Origin of the sequence: Mesorhizobium dulcispinae (genome assembly GCF_033977345.1) — a bacterium.
GTDB lineage: Bacteria > Pseudomonadota > Alphaproteobacteria > Rhizobiales > Rhizobiaceae > Mesorhizobium > Mesorhizobium dulcispinae.
Genome location: NZ_JAVIIY010000006.1, coordinates 303,332 through 321,166, shown reverse-complemented (window position 1 = coordinate 321,166; position 17,835 = coordinate 303,332). Strand labels below are relative to the sequence as shown.

18 protein-coding genes are annotated in these 17,835 nt (G+C 64.0%); 11 read left to right on the top strand and 7 right to left on the bottom strand.

Features of this window, described 5'->3' with window-relative positions:
- Positions 1–20 precede the first annotated feature (20 nt).
- The 3 genes from RFN30_RS16290 to RFN30_RS16280 all read left to right on the top strand — a co-directional run bounded on the left by RFN30_RS16290 (position 21) and on the right by RFN30_RS16280 (position 2,660).
- Complete coding sequence (locus RFN30_RS16290) at positions 21–782, top strand: GGDEF domain-containing protein (protein WP_320263100.1); 762 nt, start codon at positions 21–23, stop codon at positions 780–782.
- A 268-nt stretch (positions 783–1,050) separates the two neighbouring features.
- The gene (locus tag RFN30_RS16285) at positions 1,051–1,224 is read left to right on the top strand and encodes a hypothetical protein (protein ID WP_320263099.1); all 174 of its coding nucleotides are present in this window, start codon (positions 1,051–1,053) and stop codon (positions 1,222–1,224) included.
- On the top strand, positions 1,221–2,660 hold the full coding sequence (locus tag RFN30_RS16280) for a GMC oxidoreductase (protein WP_320263098.1): 1,440 nt from the start codon (positions 1,221–1,223) through the stop codon (positions 2,658–2,660). The genes RFN30_RS16285 and RFN30_RS16280 overlap by 4 nt, the downstream gene beginning before the upstream one ends.
- Before the next feature lie 75 nt (positions 2,661–2,735).
- Here RFN30_RS16280 and RFN30_RS16275 read toward each other — a convergent pair whose 3' ends face one another.
- Positions 2,736–2,903, bottom strand: coding sequence for a hypothetical protein (locus tag RFN30_RS16275; protein ID WP_320263097.1), 168 nt, complete (start codon positions 2,901–2,903; stop codon positions 2,736–2,738).
- 96 nt (positions 2,904–2,999) lie between these two features.
- On the opposite strand from RFN30_RS16275, the gene RFN30_RS16270 reads away from it, so the two are divergent.
- Positions 3,000–3,491 (top strand): MarR family winged helix-turn-helix transcriptional regulator, encoded by a 492-nt coding sequence (locus RFN30_RS16270; RefSeq protein ID WP_320263096.1) that lies wholly within the window; start codon positions 3,000–3,002, stop codon positions 3,489–3,491.
- A 144-nt stretch (positions 3,492–3,635) separates the two neighbouring features.
- On the opposite strand, the gene phhA is transcribed toward RFN30_RS16270, so the two are convergent.
- Positions 3,636–4,469, bottom strand: a complete 834-nt coding sequence (gene phhA, locus RFN30_RS16265; RefSeq protein WP_320263095.1) for a phenylalanine 4-monooxygenase — start codon at positions 4,467–4,469, stop codon at positions 3,636–3,638.
- Positions 4,470–4,607: 138 nt separating this feature from the next.
- Between phhA and RFN30_RS16260 the strand changes: the two genes are divergently transcribed.
- Together RFN30_RS16260 and RFN30_RS16255 are read left to right on the top strand one after the other, a co-directional pair.
- Entirely contained in the window at positions 4,608–5,081 is a 474-nt protein-coding gene (locus tag RFN30_RS16260; protein ID WP_320263094.1) for an Lrp/AsnC family transcriptional regulator, read from the top strand.
- 395 nt (positions 5,082–5,476) lie between these two features.
- Positions 5,477–7,456, top strand: coding sequence for a putative bifunctional diguanylate cyclase/phosphodiesterase (locus RFN30_RS16255; RefSeq protein WP_320263093.1), 1,980 nt, complete (start codon positions 5,477–5,479; stop codon positions 7,454–7,456).
- Between the two features lie 146 nt (positions 7,457–7,602).
- Here the strand turns inward: RFN30_RS16255 and RFN30_RS16250 are convergent, their stop codons facing one another.
- Positions 7,603–8,658, bottom strand: coding sequence for a class I SAM-dependent methyltransferase (locus RFN30_RS16250; protein WP_320263092.1), 1,056 nt, complete (start codon positions 8,656–8,658; stop codon positions 7,603–7,605).
- Positions 8,659–8,981: 323 nt separating this feature from the next.
- Here RFN30_RS16250 and bchE point away from each other — a divergent pair, with 323 nt between their 5' ends.
- Positions 8,982–10,550 carry a magnesium-protoporphyrin IX monomethyl ester anaerobic oxidative cyclase gene (gene bchE / locus RFN30_RS16245; RefSeq protein WP_320263091.1) on the top strand — a complete coding sequence of 523 codons (1,569 nt, stop codon included), beginning with the start codon at positions 8,982–8,984 and terminating at the stop codon, positions 10,548–10,550.
- A gap of 132 nt (positions 10,551–10,682) precedes the next feature.
- On the opposite strand, the gene argB is transcribed toward bchE, so the two are convergent.
- On the bottom strand, positions 10,683–11,576 hold the full coding sequence (argB, locus tag RFN30_RS16240) for an acetylglutamate kinase (RefSeq protein WP_040971090.1): 894 nt from the start codon (positions 11,574–11,576) through the stop codon (positions 10,683–10,685).
- Positions 11,577–11,666: 90 nt separating this feature from the next.
- Positions 11,667–13,163 carry an amidase gene (locus tag RFN30_RS16235; RefSeq protein WP_320263090.1) on the bottom strand — a complete coding sequence of 499 codons (1,497 nt, stop codon included), beginning with the start codon at positions 13,161–13,163 and terminating at the stop codon, positions 11,667–11,669.
- Positions 13,164–13,309: 146 nt separating this feature from the next.
- Between RFN30_RS16235 and RFN30_RS16230 the strand changes: the two genes are divergently transcribed.
- The 4 genes from RFN30_RS16230 to msrB all read left to right on the top strand — a co-directional run bounded on the left by RFN30_RS16230 (position 13,310) and on the right by msrB (position 16,019).
- Positions 13,310–13,849: a sigma-70 family RNA polymerase sigma factor gene (locus RFN30_RS16230; protein ID WP_320263089.1), complete on the top strand. Its 540-nt coding sequence runs from the start codon at positions 13,310–13,312 to the stop codon at positions 13,847–13,849.
- On the top strand, positions 13,846–14,568 hold the full coding sequence (locus tag RFN30_RS16225) for an anti-sigma factor (RefSeq protein ID WP_320263147.1): 723 nt from the start codon (positions 13,846–13,848) through the stop codon (positions 14,566–14,568). Before RFN30_RS16230 ends, RFN30_RS16225 begins: the two co-directional genes overlap by 4 nt.
- A gap of 194 nt (positions 14,569–14,762) precedes the next feature.
- Complete coding sequence (locus RFN30_RS16220) at positions 14,763–15,320, top strand: fasciclin domain-containing protein (RefSeq protein WP_192252946.1); 558 nt, start codon at positions 14,763–14,765, stop codon at positions 15,318–15,320.
- 195 nt (positions 15,321–15,515) lie between these two features.
- A complete protein-coding gene (gene msrB / locus RFN30_RS16215; protein WP_320263088.1) occupies positions 15,516–16,019 on the top strand; it encodes a peptide-methionine (R)-S-oxide reductase MsrB in 504 nt (167 codons plus the stop codon).
- 22 nt (positions 16,020–16,041) lie between these two features.
- Here the strand turns inward: msrB and RFN30_RS16210 are convergent, their stop codons facing one another.
- On the bottom strand, positions 16,042–16,530 hold the full coding sequence (locus RFN30_RS16210) for a DUF2269 family protein (protein WP_430694689.1): 489 nt from the start codon (positions 16,528–16,530) through the stop codon (positions 16,042–16,044).
- Positions 16,530–17,810 carry an SDR family oxidoreductase gene (locus RFN30_RS16205; RefSeq protein ID WP_320263087.1) on the bottom strand — a complete coding sequence of 427 codons (1,281 nt, stop codon included), beginning with the start codon at positions 17,808–17,810 and terminating at the stop codon, positions 16,530–16,532. The genes RFN30_RS16210 and RFN30_RS16205 overlap by 1 nt, the downstream gene beginning before the upstream one ends.
- Between the last annotated feature and the right edge of the window lie 25 nt (positions 17,811–17,835).

Genomic DNA, 17,835 nt, shown 5'->3' with positions numbered 1-17,835 from the left:
CATTCCGTCGGGAGTCAGCGATGAGTCGCATAATTTTGAAGTCCGCAGTCGTCGCATTCGCTTCGGTCGCCGTCTCGCTTTTGTTGACGCTGGTTGTGGTCCCGGCGATGGGCTTTCCGGTCAGCCGCACCGTCTGGCTGACGGCCACGATTTGCCCTTTGATGCTCGCCTGGATCGCCAGCGCGGGCACCTTCTGGCAAAGCGACCGTCTGAAGAACGCGCATCGCGAGCTTGCCCGTGCGCACGCCCAGCTTGCCGCCGCCCACAGGCGCCTGTCGGAGAAGGCAAGCCGCGACGACATGACCGGCATGCTCAACCGCGAGACCTTCTTTGCCGCGCTCGACGGCTCCCGGCGCAAGGCCGATCGCGGCGCCCTGCTGATCATCGATGCCGATCACTTCAAGACCATCAATGACAATTACGGTCACCTGACCGGCGACGATGCGTTGCTTCTGATCGCCGGCGCCATCGAGCGCGGCGTGCGCAGCGGCGATGTGCTCGGCCGTATCGGCGGCGAGGAGTTCGCCGCCTTCCTGGTCGGCGCCACCGAGCCGGAGGCAAGGCGCGTGGCCGAGCGCATCCGCCGCGAGGTCGAGCTGATCCGCTTCCGTCCCGTCGACGAGCGGACCGTGCCGTTGACCGTCTCGATCGGCGGCATCACCTGTGGCGAGAGCGCCACCGTGTCGGAGCTGATGCGCGCCGCCGACCGCAGGCTCTACGAGGCCAAGCATCGCGGCCGCAACCTATCCATTCTCGATCGCGACATTTCGGAAGCCGCCTGAGGCCTTGGGCGGGCGTTAACGCATGTCTCCCGAGTGGGAACCGGTTTCGGGACAAAGACATGCGTGAGATCAAAATCCAAAGCGCACGGAGCGATCTGAAGGATCCCGACGCGCTTAGCAAATTCCTAACCCTTTCCAAATTCAACCGCGGCGATTGCGCGGTTGTAACGGCGTTTTCATCTAGACTTGGCACGGAATTAGCTTCCGCCGCGGCATGTGTGCCGTCCGGGAACGGCATGCGTATCGAGCTCCCATCGAGAGACGTGTCATGAGCTATTTCATAAAAAAGATATCGCGCCGCAAAATCCTGCAGGCGCTGATCGCGCTGCCCGCGCTGTCGCTGTTCCGCAACCGGCCCGCCGTCCCCAACCCGGACGGCATCGACCCTGACGAGATCGTGGAGATCAACGGCTGGATCCTGAGGCGGAGCGATCTCGCATGATCTTCGACAGCTACGAGGCTTACGAGCAGGCAAGCTTCAAGCCCAAGGTCTGCATTCTCGGCTCCGGCCCCGCTGGCACCACGATCGCCAGGAAACTGGGCGCCGCCGGCATTCCGGCGGTCGTTCTCGAGGCCGGCTCGCGCGAATTCAGCGACGAGTCGCAGGATTTCTATCGCGGCACCACGGCCGGCGATTACTATTTCGATCTCGACATCACCCGGCTGCGCTTCATGGGCGGCTCCTCCAACCATTGGGCCGGCTGGTGCCGTGTGCTCGACAAACAGGATTTCGAACCGAAGGCCTGGGCGCCGGACACCGGCTGGCCGATCAGCCGCGCCGACATCGAGCCCTATCTGCGGGAAGTCCGCGACATTCTCGAGCTGCCCGATTTCCGGCCTGATGTGCCGATTTCGGACGACATCCGCTGGGTGCAGCTGATCAAGAGCCCGGCCGTGCGCTTCGCCGAGAAATTCGCCGACGAGCTCGACCGGAGCAGGAACATCGCCGTCGTGCTCAACACCTACGCAACGGAGCTCGCCGGCGACGGCAGGCGCGTCGCCGGCGCCAGATTGTGGTCGAACGGCCAGGATGCCGGGACCTTCACTGCGGATTACTTCATCACCTGCACCGGCGGGCTGGAGAATTCCAGGCTGCTTCTATGGTCGAACCGGCGCTCGAATGACGGCGTCGTGCCGAACGCCGCCGCGCTTGGCCGCTACTGGATGGAGCATCCGACCTTCCAGGGCGGCAACGCCATCCTCGCCAACTATGACGAGTTCGAGGTCGACGCCTCGAACGAAGCCTTCTTCTCGCCGACGCCAGCCGCGATGGAGCGGCTGCGGATCCTGAATTTCGGCATCCGCCTGATCGAGTCGCCTTATCCCCACGTCAAGCGGCTTATCGCCGATCTCGCCTGCACGGCTCCCGACATGGCGGAGTGGATGTCCTCCCAGCTTGACCAGAGGCTGCGCTGCGCCGCCCAGCTCTACGTCGCCTGGGAACAAGCGCCGCTCGCTTCGAACCAGATCGAGCTGTCGAAGACCGATGTCGACCACGCCGGCGTGCCGCGCATCGAATTGCACTGGAAGAAGTCGCCGCTCGAGCACCGCACGCTGCTCGAAGGCCTGAGGCTCTTCGGCACGACCTTGGCGCGGAAGAATCTCGGCCGCGTCCGCATCGACGACTGGATCAGCAATGGCGGCGATTACCCGACGAACCAGGAGACGGCGGGCCACCATCATATGGGCGGCACCCGCATGGGCACCGATGTCCTGAAGAGCGTCGTCGATGCCAACTGCAAGGTGCACGGCATGGACAATCTCTATGTCGGCGGCTCCTCGGTGTTCTGCACCTCCGGGCAGTGCAACCCGACAACCACCATCACCGCGCTCGCCTGCCGGCTGGGGGATCACCTCAGCAAGGTGATCAAGGTCTGAGCTCCCGAAAAGCAGGCGGCGCCGGCGCCCGAATGGCAACCGGCGCCGCCCTGGCGCGCCTTTTGGGAATGGGATCTACAGCCCGTAGACGGCGACGCGTGCCAGAACGGCCGCGGCGGCAAGCGCTACCAGCAGAATGCCGAGGCCGATGGGCGAGCCCCAGCCATACCACTCCATCGCCAGCTTGGCGTATCTGTACTCCTCCTCGTTCGAGAGCGGGGTGCGCTGTTGAATCATGCTCATTGTTCATTCCTTGCCGGCGACTTTGCCCTTGCCTTGCACAGGGCGGCGTCGCATATTGATTACGATGATCTGAATGTTAGGCAGATTGATAGTTAGATGATCGAAATAAATTCGTCAAGTAGGAATCGTGCTGAATTGGGAGCGGCTATCAGCCTCGCCGTTATGCGCTGGCAGGACGCGACGCAGGCTTATGACGAGGCGGTGGGGGCGCGGCTCGGGCTGATCGCGGCCGAGCGGCATTGTCTGGGCCTGCTTTACGCCGGACCGCAATCGGCGGGTGCCGTAGCCACGGCAACGGGACTGACGCCGGCGGCCGTCACGGCATTGATCGACCGTCTGGAGGCGCGTGGGCTCGTCACCCGGACCCGCAGCCTGGAGGACAGGCGCAAGGTGGTGATCGAGGCGACCGAGCTGACCCGAGAGCTGTCCGAACGTTATTATGGCGCCATAGCGCGCGAGGGCGAGAAGGTAGTGGCGGACTTCAGCGATGCCGAGCTTGCGACCGTGCTGCGCTTCATCAACGCCGCGCTCGACCTGCAGAGCAAGCAACTGGCGAGGCTCAAGGCGGAGCCGGCTTCGGCTGGTTGATACTTGAGCGACAAGAGAACACGCGGCGGCTTCCGAATAACCCAGAGCGGTTCAGCCGCCTTGTCGGCGACGGAACCGCCCTGACAGCCGGCTGGGCGAAAGCCGGACCTCGAAGCGCGGCGCTGAAACGGCGCCGCTCTTTGTCTAGACAGTGGCCGGGTCGAGCGCAGGCTGGCCCTTGAATCGCGCGACGATGCCGGCAAGGTCGCCGCCGGCGAAGGCATCGCGCAATGCGTCGAAGGACGGCAGCACGAAATAGGCGCGCTGGAACTTGTCGATCTCGTAACCGGTGCGCATCACCGTTTCGAGGTCGAACGGCACATGATGGGCGTCCTTGCTTTCGACCGCGAACTGCAGCTCGGTGAAAGACGACATCAGCCCGGCGCCGAAAGCCTTCAGCGGCTGGCCGGCTTCCTGGATGAGGCCATATTCGGCGCTGTACCAGTAGAGCCGGGTGATCATCTCGTCGCCGCCGAGCGCGATCATGTCCTCGGCCTTCTCGCCATACATCTGCATGAAATCGGCGAACACCGGCTGCGTCAGGATCGGCACATGGCCGAAGAAGTCGTGGAACATGTCCGGCTCGACGATATAGTCGAGCTCCTGCCTTGTCCGCAGCCAGTTGGTGACCGGGAAACGGCGGTTGGCGAGATGGTCGAAGAACGGCCCCGCGGGGATCAGCCCGGGCACCGCCACGATCTCCCAGCCGGTCGCCTTGCGCAGCTTCTCGCTGACCGCGTCGAAATCCGGAATTTTGTCGAGCAGGCCAAGTGCTGCGACGCCGTCGAGATAGGAACGGTGCGCCAGCCTCTGGGTAAGTTTCGTCTGACGGTCGCAGAGCGTGCGCCACACCGCCTGCTCGTCGGCCGAATAGTTATATCCTTGAGCCACCGTGAAGTCGGCGCGGCACACCGAATAGTCGCCGCGAAGGCCTTGCGCCGCGCATTCGCGGGCATAGTCGGCAACGCTGATCGTCATTTTTTCCTCCTCAAAATCGTGACTCCCGGATCGTGGCATCATCGTAGCCGCGGCTCGTGAGGCAAATCAGCCTTGTTTGTAGCCATGCAATGGATTTCGAGGTAAACTCCGCTCGAATTTCCATGCTTAGGAGTGAAAATGCCTCAGTTGGACGAGTTCGAAATCAGAATGCTCGACGTCCTGCAGCGCGACGGGCGCAAGGCCGTGTCAGAGCTCGCGCAGGAGATCGGCCTGTCGACCACGCCCTGCGCGCGGCGCTTCGAGGCGCTGCAAGGCGCCGGCATCATCAAGGGCTTTGCCGCCGTGCTCAGCCGGCGCGCGCTCGGCCTGACGGTCGAGGTGTTCATCCAGGTCCGCCTAGTGAGCCACAGCGACGGCTCGCCGGAAAGCTTCATCGCCGCCGTGCAGCGCATGGACGAGGTCTCGTCCTGCTGGACGATGACCGGCGACCACGATTTCCTGTTGCATGTGATGGTGCCGTCTGTGGACGATCTCAACGCCTTCGTCATGCACCGGTTGATGCGGCTGCCCGGCGTGCGCGACGTCCATACCCAGCTCGTGCTGCAGAACATCAAGGGGCCAGGCCACGTGCCGCTCAGCCATCTGCGGTGATGGACTGTGCCCGAAACGGACCGTCTACGGAAAGCGGCACCGACAACTTCGGGGCAAATTTTAGTTCTGAACGATTTCCCCGATATAAACGAAAATTAAGGTTGTGCGAATCTTAAGAAAAGACGCGCTCCGGAATCTGCGGTAGCATCGATGTTACGCGTCTTTTCTCTCGCGATCTGGAGGAAGTGCGACCATGCATTATCCGGTAACTCCAGATAGTTGCATGGAATCCTTACCGCGTTGCCAGGCCGATGTGGTGGCACGATCCGTTTACCGCCGGTTAGCAACATTAGTGTCTTATAATGGATCAGGCTTGCCTTCGTCCTTCGTGAGGACTTGACGGACTTCGCTTGCTCGAACCGTTCATGCGGAGGGTGATCGCAAAGGAGCGTTGCATGCAGTTGACGGAGGATGTGGCTCAAAGGGTCACCGAAGCGATTTCACGCCCGTCGTGGAAATCGGCCGATCCGACGCTTTACGCGATGCTGCTGCAGAAAAACGCGGATCAGAATCGCAAGGTCGTACGCTGGGGTATAGCGGCGGCCGTGTTGAGCTACATCTCCTACGGCGCCTTCGACTTCTTTCTTTTCCCGGACGTTGCCGACCGTCTGATCCTGACGCGCCTGACGTTGGGGTTGACCTTCCTGGTGCTTGTCGAACTCGTTGCCCGGCGCAGTCGTGCCGTCACCACTCTGCACTACGTTGCTGCCCTGGCGATCGTGACGGGCGCCATCGGGTGGCTGCTCTCGGCGCTAGGCACGACGCATCAGGAGGCGCTGTCCCACTTCATCATCTTTGGCACGGTGTTCATTCTCGGCGCCAACCTTTTCTTCAATTTCCGGTTATGGCTTTCGGCTCTGTCGTCGGCGACGGTAACGGTCGCCTTCGTGGGCGCCACGCTGTTCTTTCTTCACGCCGGCTTTGCCACCCGCCTGGTGCTTTCGACCTATTTCGCGAATTGCCTTGTTTTGTCGCTCTATCTTTCATGGCGTCTCAGCATGGAGCGATACCACACCTTCCTGCATGCGCTTCAGGCGCAGATACAGGAGCAGGTCGCCATCGAGAACGGTCAAAAGCTCATCGAGATTGCGGACACGGATCCGCTTACCGGGCTTAAGAACCGCAGGGCGATCACGCGGGAATTCTCGGAGCTGTGCACGGAATGGGCCAGGGACAATGACGAAATAGGCGTCATTCTCATGGATGTGGACTACTTCAAGCGGTTCAACGACCGGCTCGGCCATCAGGCCGGCGACGACTGCCTGATCGAGCTTGCCCGGGCCTTCGACGAGACGGCGGCAGCCAACCACGCCATCGCGGGGCGTTATGGCGGCGAGGAATTCGTCGTGCTCTGCAAGGTCGCCGGACGGGATCACCTGCGCGAGGTGACCCACCAATTCTGCCGCGCCGTCGAGGATCTGAAAATCTCTCACCCCGATCGGGACGACAAACTCAATATCGTCACCATCAGCGCCGGCGCCTCGTTGACGCGCGCCGATCAGAGCATCGAGCTTCGGATCCTGCTGCAGGAGGCCGATCGCGCGCTCTATGCCTCGAAATTCTCGGGCCGCGCGATCTTCACCATCTATGACGCGCAGGCCATCGACCAGAAGCGCGCCAGCCAGAATCTCTCGGAGCTGCTCAAGCATGCCGTTTCGGACGGACTTGTCTCGGTTGTCTATCAGCCGATCTGCGATGCGACATCCGGCCAGGTGCTTGGCCATGAGTCGCTGATGCGGCTGCGCGACTTCGACGGCAGCATGATCAGCCCGTCCGTGTTCATACCCGTCGCCGAGCAGACCGGCGGGATCGAGGAACTCGGGATGTGGCTGATCGATCGGGCCTGCGGCGACATGGTCGAGCACGGATTGGGATCGGTCGTGTCCGCCAACGTGTCGGTCGTCCAGCTCAAGGCTGCGAATTTCCCGCTCCACATCACCGAGATCCTTGGCCGGCATGGCATGGCGCCGCAGAAACTGGCGCTCGAAGTCACCGAAGGCAGCGATATCTTCCTGGAAGCGCAGGCCGCCAGAAATATCGAGCAGCTTCGAAACCTTGGCGTTCAGATCTGGCTGGATGACTTTGGAACCGGGTTCGCTGGCCTCGCCTGGCTCCGTCGTTTCAAATTCGACGTCGTCAAGATCGACCGGAGCTTCCTGCACGACTGCCAGACGATCCGCGGCCTGAGCCTGTTGCAGGACATGGTCAGGCTTTTGCGCAATCTGGGCCACACGGTGCTTGTCGAGGGCGTCGAGACGAAGGAGCAGCAAAATTTGCTGCAGCACATGGGCATTCAGTCGGTTCAGGGTTTCCTCACCGGGCGCCCCGTTCCGATCGAAGAGATCAAGCAGTCCAGGCGGGAACTCGTCGCCTGATCTAACGCGGTTCAGCAGGAATGCGGAGCGGCGTGATCCCGGCGAAACAGGATGTGGAGGGCGCCACGCGCTGCATCAAAAAAGTCGGGCCGCTGCACGGCCCGACTTGAAAATCAAAATGGATTGTGAAGCGGCTCCGCCGTCGCCTATGACCCGAGATCCCCGAACTTGCGGATCCTGGCGTAGACGATGTTCCTGTTCGATCCGTAGTAGACCTCGGCCTCGACGCGGTTCTTGTCCACCGCGGCATTGATGATGTCCCACATGTCGCTCGCCGAACGCAGGATGAGCGGCCAGTCCATGAAGGTCTCCATGTAGCCGTCGGTCGTGATCTCGTCGCTGAAATTGGCGAAGAGGAATTCGCCGTCCGGCTTGACCAGTTCCATGGCTCGCTGAAGCAGGCGGGCGCCGACAGGAAGCGGCAGGTAGTCGTACAGGCCGGACGCATAGACGAGGTCGAATGTGCCAAGCGGATAGGCGCGCCGCAAAAGCCCGCGCACGGACCCGTCCACGGCTTCCACGACGGTGCCGGCGAGGTCGCGGTTGACCGTGCCGACGCTCACCGGATCCTGGTCGAGACCGATCCAGCGCTTCAGCCTTTTCTCGGCGAGCGCCTTCGAGAGTTCGGCTTCCCGCAAATGGCCGCAAGCGATTGCCAGCACCTCGGCATTTTCTACCCGCGCGGTCGTTTCGTCGACCGTTTTGGCCAGTATCTCGCGGCGTTCGCGCCCCGCCGCCGAGCTTGCCGCCTCGCTTGTATAGGCAAAGATCTCGCGGCCGAGCTCGCTCGATGATGCGACGATCTCGTCGGCGCTCGGATGCTTGTAGTAGATGTCCAGCAGCGTCGCGTCGCCCGAATAGCCGCGCGGCTTCTCGAAGGACCAGCGCGTGAACGGATCCTGTTTCAGGTATGCCGCCACGCGGTGCTGCTGAGCAAGCGGGATCAGCTCCTGCCAGAGGGCCGGAGCGACATCGCGGCGCAATTCATGCAATCGACCCGCCAGGCGCTCGACGATTTGCCCCGCGGGCTCCTGGCGCGCGAAAGCCTGGTGGGCGAGGTCCAGCACGAGGGCGAGCTGGGCCGCCCGCGCCTTGAGCTCTGCTGCGTCGATCGTTTCCGCGGACGCCGCCTTATGCTTCTTGATCAACGTCGACGTGATGAGGCTCGCCTCATCGATTTTCAGTTCGGGATTGAGCGCCATATGGCCATTTCCTTGTGGTCCCCCACCGACAATTATAGATGCATAGAGTTTTAATAAAAGTTTAGGACAGGCTGCATTAGCGATAGCTAAAAAGCTAATTCCCGAAGGTTTGAGTCGGCGCGGGCTGTGGCGCTGTCGACGCAGGGGCGCGGACGACCTCCGCGCCTCTGTTTTGCACTGGCTGAGGCAGGTTCCCGGCATGAGTGTCGTCACGGCGCGCCGCCAAATCTGTGGGAAAGCTGCAGCGAAACTGCTGATTCGCGCCAAGGCCGCTTCGACTTCGGCAAATACGACCTGCGGACCGACAAAAACAGAGGTCCGCCATGAAGATCGCGCTGGTCAATCCGCCGCACACGGCCATCGGCAGCCGCGTCCCGGATGATCACCTGCCGCCTTTGGGCCTGTTGGCGATCGGCGGTCCGCTGCTCGATGCCGGCCACAGCGTGCGCCTGGTCGACGCCGAGTTCGGGCCGATGCAGCTTGCCACGGCTGTCGATGACGCCCTGAGCGGCGGTCCGGATTTGATCCTCATCGGCCACTCCGGTTCGACCTCGGCGCATCCGACCGCGTTGCGGATTGCCGCGACGATCAAGGCCCGCGCGCCGAGGATCATCATCGTCTATGGCGGCGTCTTCCCGACCTATCACTGGCGCGACGTGCTGGCCGCAACCGATGCCTTCGACTTCATCGTGCGCGGCGAGGGCGAGGCGACCGCGGTGGCGCTGGTCGAGGCCCTGGAAAAGCGCCGGCCGGTGGCAAGCGTCGCCGGCATCGCCTATCGCGACGATCTCGGCCGCCCCGTCGCGACGCAACCGGCAGCGACGATCGCCGATCTCGACGCCTGTCGCGTCGGCTGGGAGCTGATCGACCATGGCCGCTACAGCTATTGGGGCGGCAAGCGGGCCGTGGTCATGCAGTTCTCGCGCGGCTGCCCGCATTTGTGCAACTATTGCGGCCAGCGCGGCTTCTGGACCCGCTGGCGGCATCGCGATCCCGTCAAATTCGCCAAGGAGATCGCCTGGCTGCACCGCGAGCACGGCGTCGAGCTGGTCAACCTGGCGGACGAGAACCCGACCTCGTCAAAGAAAGCCTGGCGCGCCTTTCTCGACGCCATGATCGCCGAAGACGTGCCGGTGCTGATCGTCGGCTCGACCCGCGCCGACGACATCGTGCGCGACGCCGATATCCTGCATCTCTACCGCAAGGCGGGTGTCATCCGCTGGCTGCTCGGCATGGAGAACACCGACGAGGAAACGCTGTCGCTGATCCGCAAGGGCGGCAGCACCAAGTCCGATCGCGAAGCGATCCGGCTGCTGCGCCGGCACGGCATCCTGTCGATGGCGACCTGGGTCGCCGGCTTCGAGGACGAGGGCCTCCGCGATCTCTGGCGCGGCTTCCGCCAGCTCATCGCCTATGATCCCGACCAGATCCAGGCGCTCTATGTCACGCCGCACCGCTGGACGCCGTTCTTCCGCATCGCCAAGGACCGCAAGGTGATCCAGAAGGACGTTCGCCTCTGGGACTACAAGCACCAGGTCCTGCATATGACCAGGCTGAAGCCCTGGATGCTGTTCTTCGCCGTCAAGCTCATCGAAGTCGCCGTGCAATCCCGCCCGAAGGCGCTGGCGCGCATCCTGTTCCACCCCGATCCCGAGCAGCGGCATTCGATGCGCTGGTACACCAAGATGGGCCGCCGCGTCTGGTTCCGCGAGGTCTGGGGTTTTCTCGTCCGCGACCGCCGCGTCAATGACGGGCCGACGCTCGCCGAGTTCTGGGGCGCGCCGCAGGACGCCGAGGAGGAATCGATGATTTTTCAGCGCCCGGCGCGGAAGCCGGCCACGCCCGTCATCGGAGATCAGATTGTCCCAGAAGGGAGAAGATTAGCCGGCTGACTATGGCGGTTCACCGTTTCACGGAAACGGTGAACTTGCGCTATCTCTTTGTTCTGACGCAATTCCGGACGGAAGGGCTACGGCGAAGTCGCCGAGCCTAACCGTGTCACACTTTTCCTGGAATTGCTCCTGTTACGGCACGATCAGCGTGCCGGCGCCGTGCTCGGTGAACAGCTCGAGCAGCACCGAATGCGGCGTCTTGCCGTTGAGGATGACGACACCCTCGACGCCGCGCTCGATCGCCTCGATGCAGGTCTCGACCTTCGGTATCATGCCGCCCGAAACGGTGCCGTCCTTGATCAGCGCCTTGGCTTCGGCGACGGTCAGCTCGTCGATCAGCTTCTTGTTCTTGTCGAGCACGCCAGGCACGTCGGTGAGGAACAAGAGGCGCGAGGCGCGGCAGGCGCCGGCAATGGCGCCGGCGAACGTGTCGGCGTTGATGTTATAGGTATGACCGTCGCGGCCGGGCGCCACCGGCGCCAGCACCGGGATCATTTCCGAGCGGGCGAGCAGATCGAGCAGCGTGCGGTCGACCTCGACCGGCTCGCCGACGAAGCCGAGGTCCAGCACCCGCTCGATGTTGGAATCCGGATCGATCATGGTCTTGCGCGCCTTTTCGGCGAACACCATGTTGCCGTCCTTGCCGCATAGGCCGATCGCCCATTCGCCCTCTGCGTTGATCAGCGCCACGATCTCCTTGTTGATCGAGCCGGCCAGCACCATCTCGACGATCTCGACCGTCTTCTGGTCGGTGACGCGCAGGCCGCCCTCGAACTTGGATTCGATGCCCATCTTGTTGAGCATCGCGCCGATCTGCGGCCCGCCGCCATGCACGACGATCGGATTGACGCCGGACTGCTTCAGGAGCGCGATGTCGCGGGCAAAGGCCTTGCCGAGCTCGTTGTCGCCCATGGCATGGCCGCCATACTTCACCACCACGGTCTTGTTCTCGTAGCGCTGCATGTAGGGCAGCGCCCTGGAAAGCAGCGCGGCCTGCATTTCGGCGGTGGCGGCGATGTCCGTCATCGGTGCGTTTCCCCTGAGTGGCAAGGATGGGCGGCCTCTTAGCGGGAAATGCCGCAGGCCGCAAACGGCTTTGCTGTAACAATTGCGAAATCAGCCGGGCACCTTGAGCGGCGCCCGGCGCTTCAGCCATCCGGAAATCTTCTCCATCTGCGCGGCGAAGGACAAAAGCGTCTCCTCGTCGCCTGGCCGCCCCGCGGCCTGGATGCCGAGCGGCAGGCCGTCCGCCGTGACATGCACCGGCATCGCGATCGAGGGCTGGCCGCTGACATTGTGGATTGCCGGCCAGTGGGTGAACCACAGGCTTTTGTCCATCAGCTGGCCAAACACCGACTTGATCCTGAGCAGTCCGGTCAGGTGCAGCTTGTCGAGAAGGTTCTCGATCAGCTCGTCGGCACCCTTCGGATCCATCGAGCCGCAGGCGAGCGGAGGGTGGGCGATGATCGGCATCAGCACGGCATCGAAGCGCGCGGTCTCCTCGATCATCCGTCGCGCCGTGGCGTTCAACCGCTGCACCGCGTCATAGACTTCGCCGGCGGACAGCATTTCGCCGAGCCGGCCGAGCACGCGCGTCGCGCGCTCGACCTCGCCGCTGACGGGGCGGCCGACGCGCAGCGCCTCGGCCCGCATCATGCCTGCAACCGCCGAGGCGACGCTCTTGCAGAAATCGGCCATGAAGTCGCGGCCGACATAGGGCAGGTCGATCTCGTCCACCGTGTGCCCGCCTTCGCGCGCCAGCGCCACCGCCGTATCCAGCGCTTCAAGCGTCTCGGCCGAGATCGGCAGGCCGAGCGGCGACTTGCGGTAGATGGCGAGGCTAAGCTTGCCCGGATCGCGCGCCGCGGCGGCGGCAAAGGAGCCTTTCGGTTCCCGCGCCGCATAGGGCGACAGCGGGTCGGCACCATGCGTCAGGTCGAGCAGGAGTGCGGTGTCGCGCACCGAGCGGCTGATGGCATGGTCGACGACCATGCCGTACCAGGTTTCGCTGGTGAGCGGCGTCAGAGGCACCCGGCCGCGCGAGGTCTTCAATCCGACCAGTCCGCTGCAAGCCGAAGGCACGCGGATCGAGCCGCCGCCATCGGAGGCGTGCGCGGCCGGAACCACGCCCGCCGCGACCAGCGCCGCCGATCCGCCCGACGAGCCGCCGGTGGTGTGGCCCGTGTTCCAAGGATTGCGGGTGATGCCGAAGCGTGCCGATTCCGTCATCAGGCGAAGCCCGTGCTCGGGCGAGGTGCTGGTGGCGATCGGGATCAAACCCGCAGCCAGATACCGCTCGACCATCACCGAGTTGAAATCCGCCGTGAAGGCCGGGATGCGGCTGCCGCCATGGATCGGCACGCCCTTGATGCCGATGCCCAGATCCTTCAGCGCGAAAGGCACGCCGGCAAGCGGCAGCTTGCGGTCGGTCGCTTTCGCCCGCGCCCTGGCGGCGTCGTAGAGCGGCGTGGCTATGGCGTTGATGTCGGGCCTTGTTGCTTCGGCGCGCGCGATCGCCGCGTCGACCAGCTCCGGCGGCGAGATTTCCCCTTTGTGGACGAGCTCGGCGAGTCCGGTCACATCCTGTTCCCAAAGCACGCGTTCAATTGACATCGCCGCACCCCTGTTTTGGCAGAAGCTATCGCATGAGCTTGCAAATCGGAATCGGGATTCGACAAGCCAACGACACGACAACCTTCAGTGGGCAAAGTCTTCGGCGCCCCCGTTGCAAATAAATCGCAATCTTCTAATTTGCCTGCATGGGGCCTCAGGACATCAGCAAGCTGATCGTCCGGACTTCGATGAAGGACCGGGCTGCGTTCGATCTGCTGTACAAGCAGACCAGCGGGAAACTTTTCGGCGTCTGTCTTCGTGTATTGAGGGACAGGGGCGAGGCGGAAGAAGCGCTGCAGGAGGTCTTCGTCAAGATCTGGACGAAAGCGGATCGTTTCGCGGTTTCCGATCTGAGCCCGATTTCCTGGCTGGTGGCCATTGCGCGCAATCATGCGATCGACCGCATCAGGGCGCGGCGCAGTCCTTCCGCCAACATCGACGCAGCCCTCGATGTCGCCGATCCGGCGCCGGGACCTGAGGCCATGGCTGTTGCGGGCGGCGAGAGCGAACGCATCCACCATTGCCTCGACGAACTGGAGAAAGACCGGGCGGCGGCCGTCCGGGGCGCCTATCTCAACGGCGAGAGCTATGCCGAGCTGGCGGAGCGCCACAGAGTTCCGCTGAACACGATGCGGACTTGGCTGCGGCGAAGCCTGCTCAAACTGAGAGAATGTCTGGAAAGATGACGCTGGCGGAAGACAACGGACCGGAACGCGGAGGCGACGACCTGCTCGCCGCCGAATACGTTCTCGGCGTTCTGTCGGCCGACGAACGCCAGATCGCCTCGCGCCGCATCGACACCGAGACGGCGTTCGCCCGCCTGGTCGATGCCTGGGAGGTCAACTTCTCGCCGATGGCGGCCGCCTATGCGGCGGTCGAGCCGCCGGCATCGGTCAAGGCGGCGATCGACCGCCGGCTGTTTGCCTCTTCGGCTGCCACCTCCGCCGCACCCGGTGCCGGCTTGCTGGGAAGCCTCGCCTTCTGGCGCGGGCTTGCCGCCGCGGCGCTTGCCGCTTTGGCCGTCTTTGTCGCCCTGCCTCTCGTCAATCCGCCATTGCCACCGCCCGAGACCAGGCTGGTCGCCTCTCTGGCCGCCGACAACAGCAACGTCAAATACCTCGCCGTTTACGACGCGGCCCGCCACGAGGTCGGCCTCTCGCTGGTCTCCGGCGAGCACGACGCTGGCAAGGACTTCGAGCTGTGGATGATCGAAGGCAAGAATGCGCCGGTCTCGATGGGCGTCATCCCGGCCGGCCAGACCGCGCGCATGACTGTTTCGCCGGCCGTCCAGCAGAAACTGGCGCAAGGCGCCGTGCTTGCCGTCAGCCTCGAGCCGACCGGCGGTTCGCCGACCGGCCAGCCCACCGGTCCCGTCGTCGCCGCGGGCGATCTGAAAGGCATCTGATCGTTTTGAAAGATTAGCGGAAGTCTATCTGCCGGCGGTGCGCTGGAGGATGGACTTTCGTGCGGTCAGGCGCGGCGTGCCTGAAATCTGCTCGGCAAACAAAAATCTTCCAGGTTCGCGAAACTAAGTTTTTCCTCGCCCGTATCTCTTCGCGTTCCCACAAACGGGAAAAACAACCCGAGGAGACTGATAAAATGCGTAAACTCGCCACCCTTTTGCTCGCCTCCACGATCGGCCTTTCCGCGCTCGGCGCCGTTGCTTATGCCGCCAATCCGATGGTCGGCGGCGCGCCGATGTATGCCAAGAAGAACATCATCGAGAATGCCGTCAATTCGAAGGATCACACCACGCTGGTCGCCGCCGTCAAGGCCGCCGGCCTGGTCGACACCCTCCAGGGCGCCGGTCCGTTCACCGTCTTCGCCCCGACCAACGAAGCTTTCGCAGCGCTTCCGGCCGGGACGGTCGAGACCCTGCTCAAGCCCGAGAACAAGGACAAGTTGACCAAGATCCTCACCTGCCACGTCATCGCCGCCAAGGCGATGGCCGCCGATGTCGCCAAGATGGCCAAGGCCGATGGCGGCGCGCATGAGGTGAAGACCGTCGGCGGCTGCGCGCTGACGCTGAAGTCCGCAAAGGGCAAGGTCACGGTGACCGACGAGAACGGCAATGTCGCTCATGTCACCATCGCCGACGTGCGCCAGTCGAACGGCGTCATCCACGTCATCGACAAGGTTCTTCTGCCGAAGATGTAACAAAGCGCGTGCGGCCGGCGAAGTGAGGTGTGTCCCACTGGCCGCACGGTTCTCCCTCCCACGATCCGTGTTGCCGTCAAGCGCCGCTCCGCATCGCCAGGGCTTGGGTCGACGCGGGGTGGCGCGCGGACCGTCACCGGCTTTTGACTTTCCGGCGGCGTCCCAGTTTGTAAGATCACGCCAGGAGGAATGGCCATGAACCGTCGCGACTTTCTCTGGAGCGGTGCCGCCGCCACTGCCCTCATCATCGGAACCGGAGCGGCGTTGCGCCTGGGCGGCGCCAAGCCTGCCCTGGCCTCCGAGACATTCGAGGTCACCAAGACCGACGCCGAATGGCACGCCATCCTTTCCGATGCCGCCTTCGACGTGCTGCGCAAGCAGGGAACCGAATATCCGGGCACCAGCCCGCTGCTCAACGAGCACCGCAAGGGCATCTTCGCCTGCGCCGGCTGCGACCTGCCGGTCTATCCGTCGGAGACCAAGTTCGATTCCGGCACCGGCTGGCCGAGCTTCTGGCAGGAGATTCCCAACGCCATCGGCAAGACCGAGGACCGTTCGCTCGGCATGACGCGCACCGAGGTCCATTGCCGCCGCTGCGGCGGCCATCTCGGCCATGTCTTCGATGACGGCCCGCCGCCCACCGGCCTGCGCCACTGCATCAACGGCGTGGCGCTGAGCTTCAAGCCGGCCGCGGCTTGACTGGCGGCTTCCGGAGCTCGCTTCAGTCGAGGCCGAACGGAGCGATGCTGGGCTTGGTCAACATCAGCCAGAAGATGGCGACCACGGCGAAAAACGCCGGAAAGCCGAAGGCGAACCAGATGCGGTAGAGCCGGTCGAAGCCCGCCGGCAGGGCGGTCGCTTCGGCAGCCGCATGCCGCGCCATATCGCGCAGGCGGATCTGGATCCAGACCACCGGGAGCCAGAACAGGCCGATGACCACATAAAGCGTCAGCGAAAGCAGGATCCAGCCATTGTCGAGCGGCCAGCCGATGACACGCGCCAGGCCGTAGCCCGTCAGCGGCTGCAGCACGACCGCAGTGGCCGTGAAGACGGTGTCGGCAATCACCACGATGCCGGCGACATGGGCGATGATGCGGGGATCGCGGGTCTTGACGGCCATCACCATGAAGAAGGCGATACCGATCCCGGTGCCGAACAGCACCGTCGCGCCGAGCACATGGACAAGGCGAAGGACGTCCTCGAGCAGCATCAGCGTTCGTCCAGAATGGCAAGGGCGGCCAGCGTCAGCAGCATCGACGGCACCACCTTGACCAGGGGGCCGAGCGGGTCGAGCCAGAGCGCGGGTTCCGCGAAGGTCGCGGCAAGCAGGTATATCAGCGTCAGCAGGAGCATGCCGAGCAGAGCGCGCCGTGCCCAAGGCCGGAAAAGCACCGCAAGTCCCAACGCGATGTCGGCAAGACACGTCACCGCCAGCATGATGCTCGCCGGCCGATCGGGCAGGAAGGTTGCGAAATGACCGCGCGCCGCCTCGAATCCCAGGAATGGCGCGAGGCCGGAGACCACCCAGAACAGCGCGAGCGTGACGATGATGGGCGCCTTCAGAAGATAGAGGCGGGCAAACCATAAATCCTGCACGCCCGATGGAGCGGCGGCGAGTGTCTCTGCCGCCGACAAAAGACGTTGGTCGGTGCCTGGCTGCCGCCGAACCCTGACGCCGCCCGACATCACCGCCAGCGCCGTCGAGCGCAGCGGCGAGCGCCAGCCGAGCCGCCCGGCGAGATCGGCCAGCCATGTCACCGGCCTCGCCACCGGAGGCGGCACGGCAAACACTGGAGCCGGGGGCAGGCCGAGCCAATTGCGATGCAGCAGGACAAGGTCCTTCAGCATCAATCGATCATCGCTGCCGAGGGCGATTTCGGAGCCGGACGGCAGCGTACCCTGGACAGCGGCGCTGACGGCGCTTGCGACATCGTCAAGAGCAACCGTCATGACCGGGCTGTCGGCATAGGCCAAGGGGACCACAAACGGAAAGGCCGCGAGCGCCCTCAGCAAGGCGGAGCCGCCATGCGCATTGCGGCCGAGCACCAGCGCCGGGCGCAGGATGACATGGCGCACGCCGCTTGCCGCGAGCGCGGCATCGGCGCGCCTCTTGGTGTCGAGAAAAGGCAGGTCGCGGCCGGCGCCCTCCGTTTCCGCCGATATCTGCACGATCAGCAGTTCCCGCTCGCGCGCCGCCTCATAGAGGGCGAGCATCGCCCGTTCCTGGGTCGCGGCTAAGTCGTCCGAAAGCCCGTCCTGCAGCGCGCCGGCGCAATTGATGACGACCTGCTGGCCATCCAGCGCGCCTTGCCAGTCTTGGCTCCGCGTCATGCCGGCCAGGTCGGCTTTCAGCCAGCGGGCGCGCGGCATCTTCAATGCCGCGCGTGCCGGCTCGCGCCCAAACCCTGTGACCTGGTGGCCTTCCGCGGCAAGCTTCGCTGTAACGGCTGAACCGATGAAGCCGGTCGCGCCGAGAATCAGGATGTTCATGCCTGAACTCTAGCCGAAACCGCGA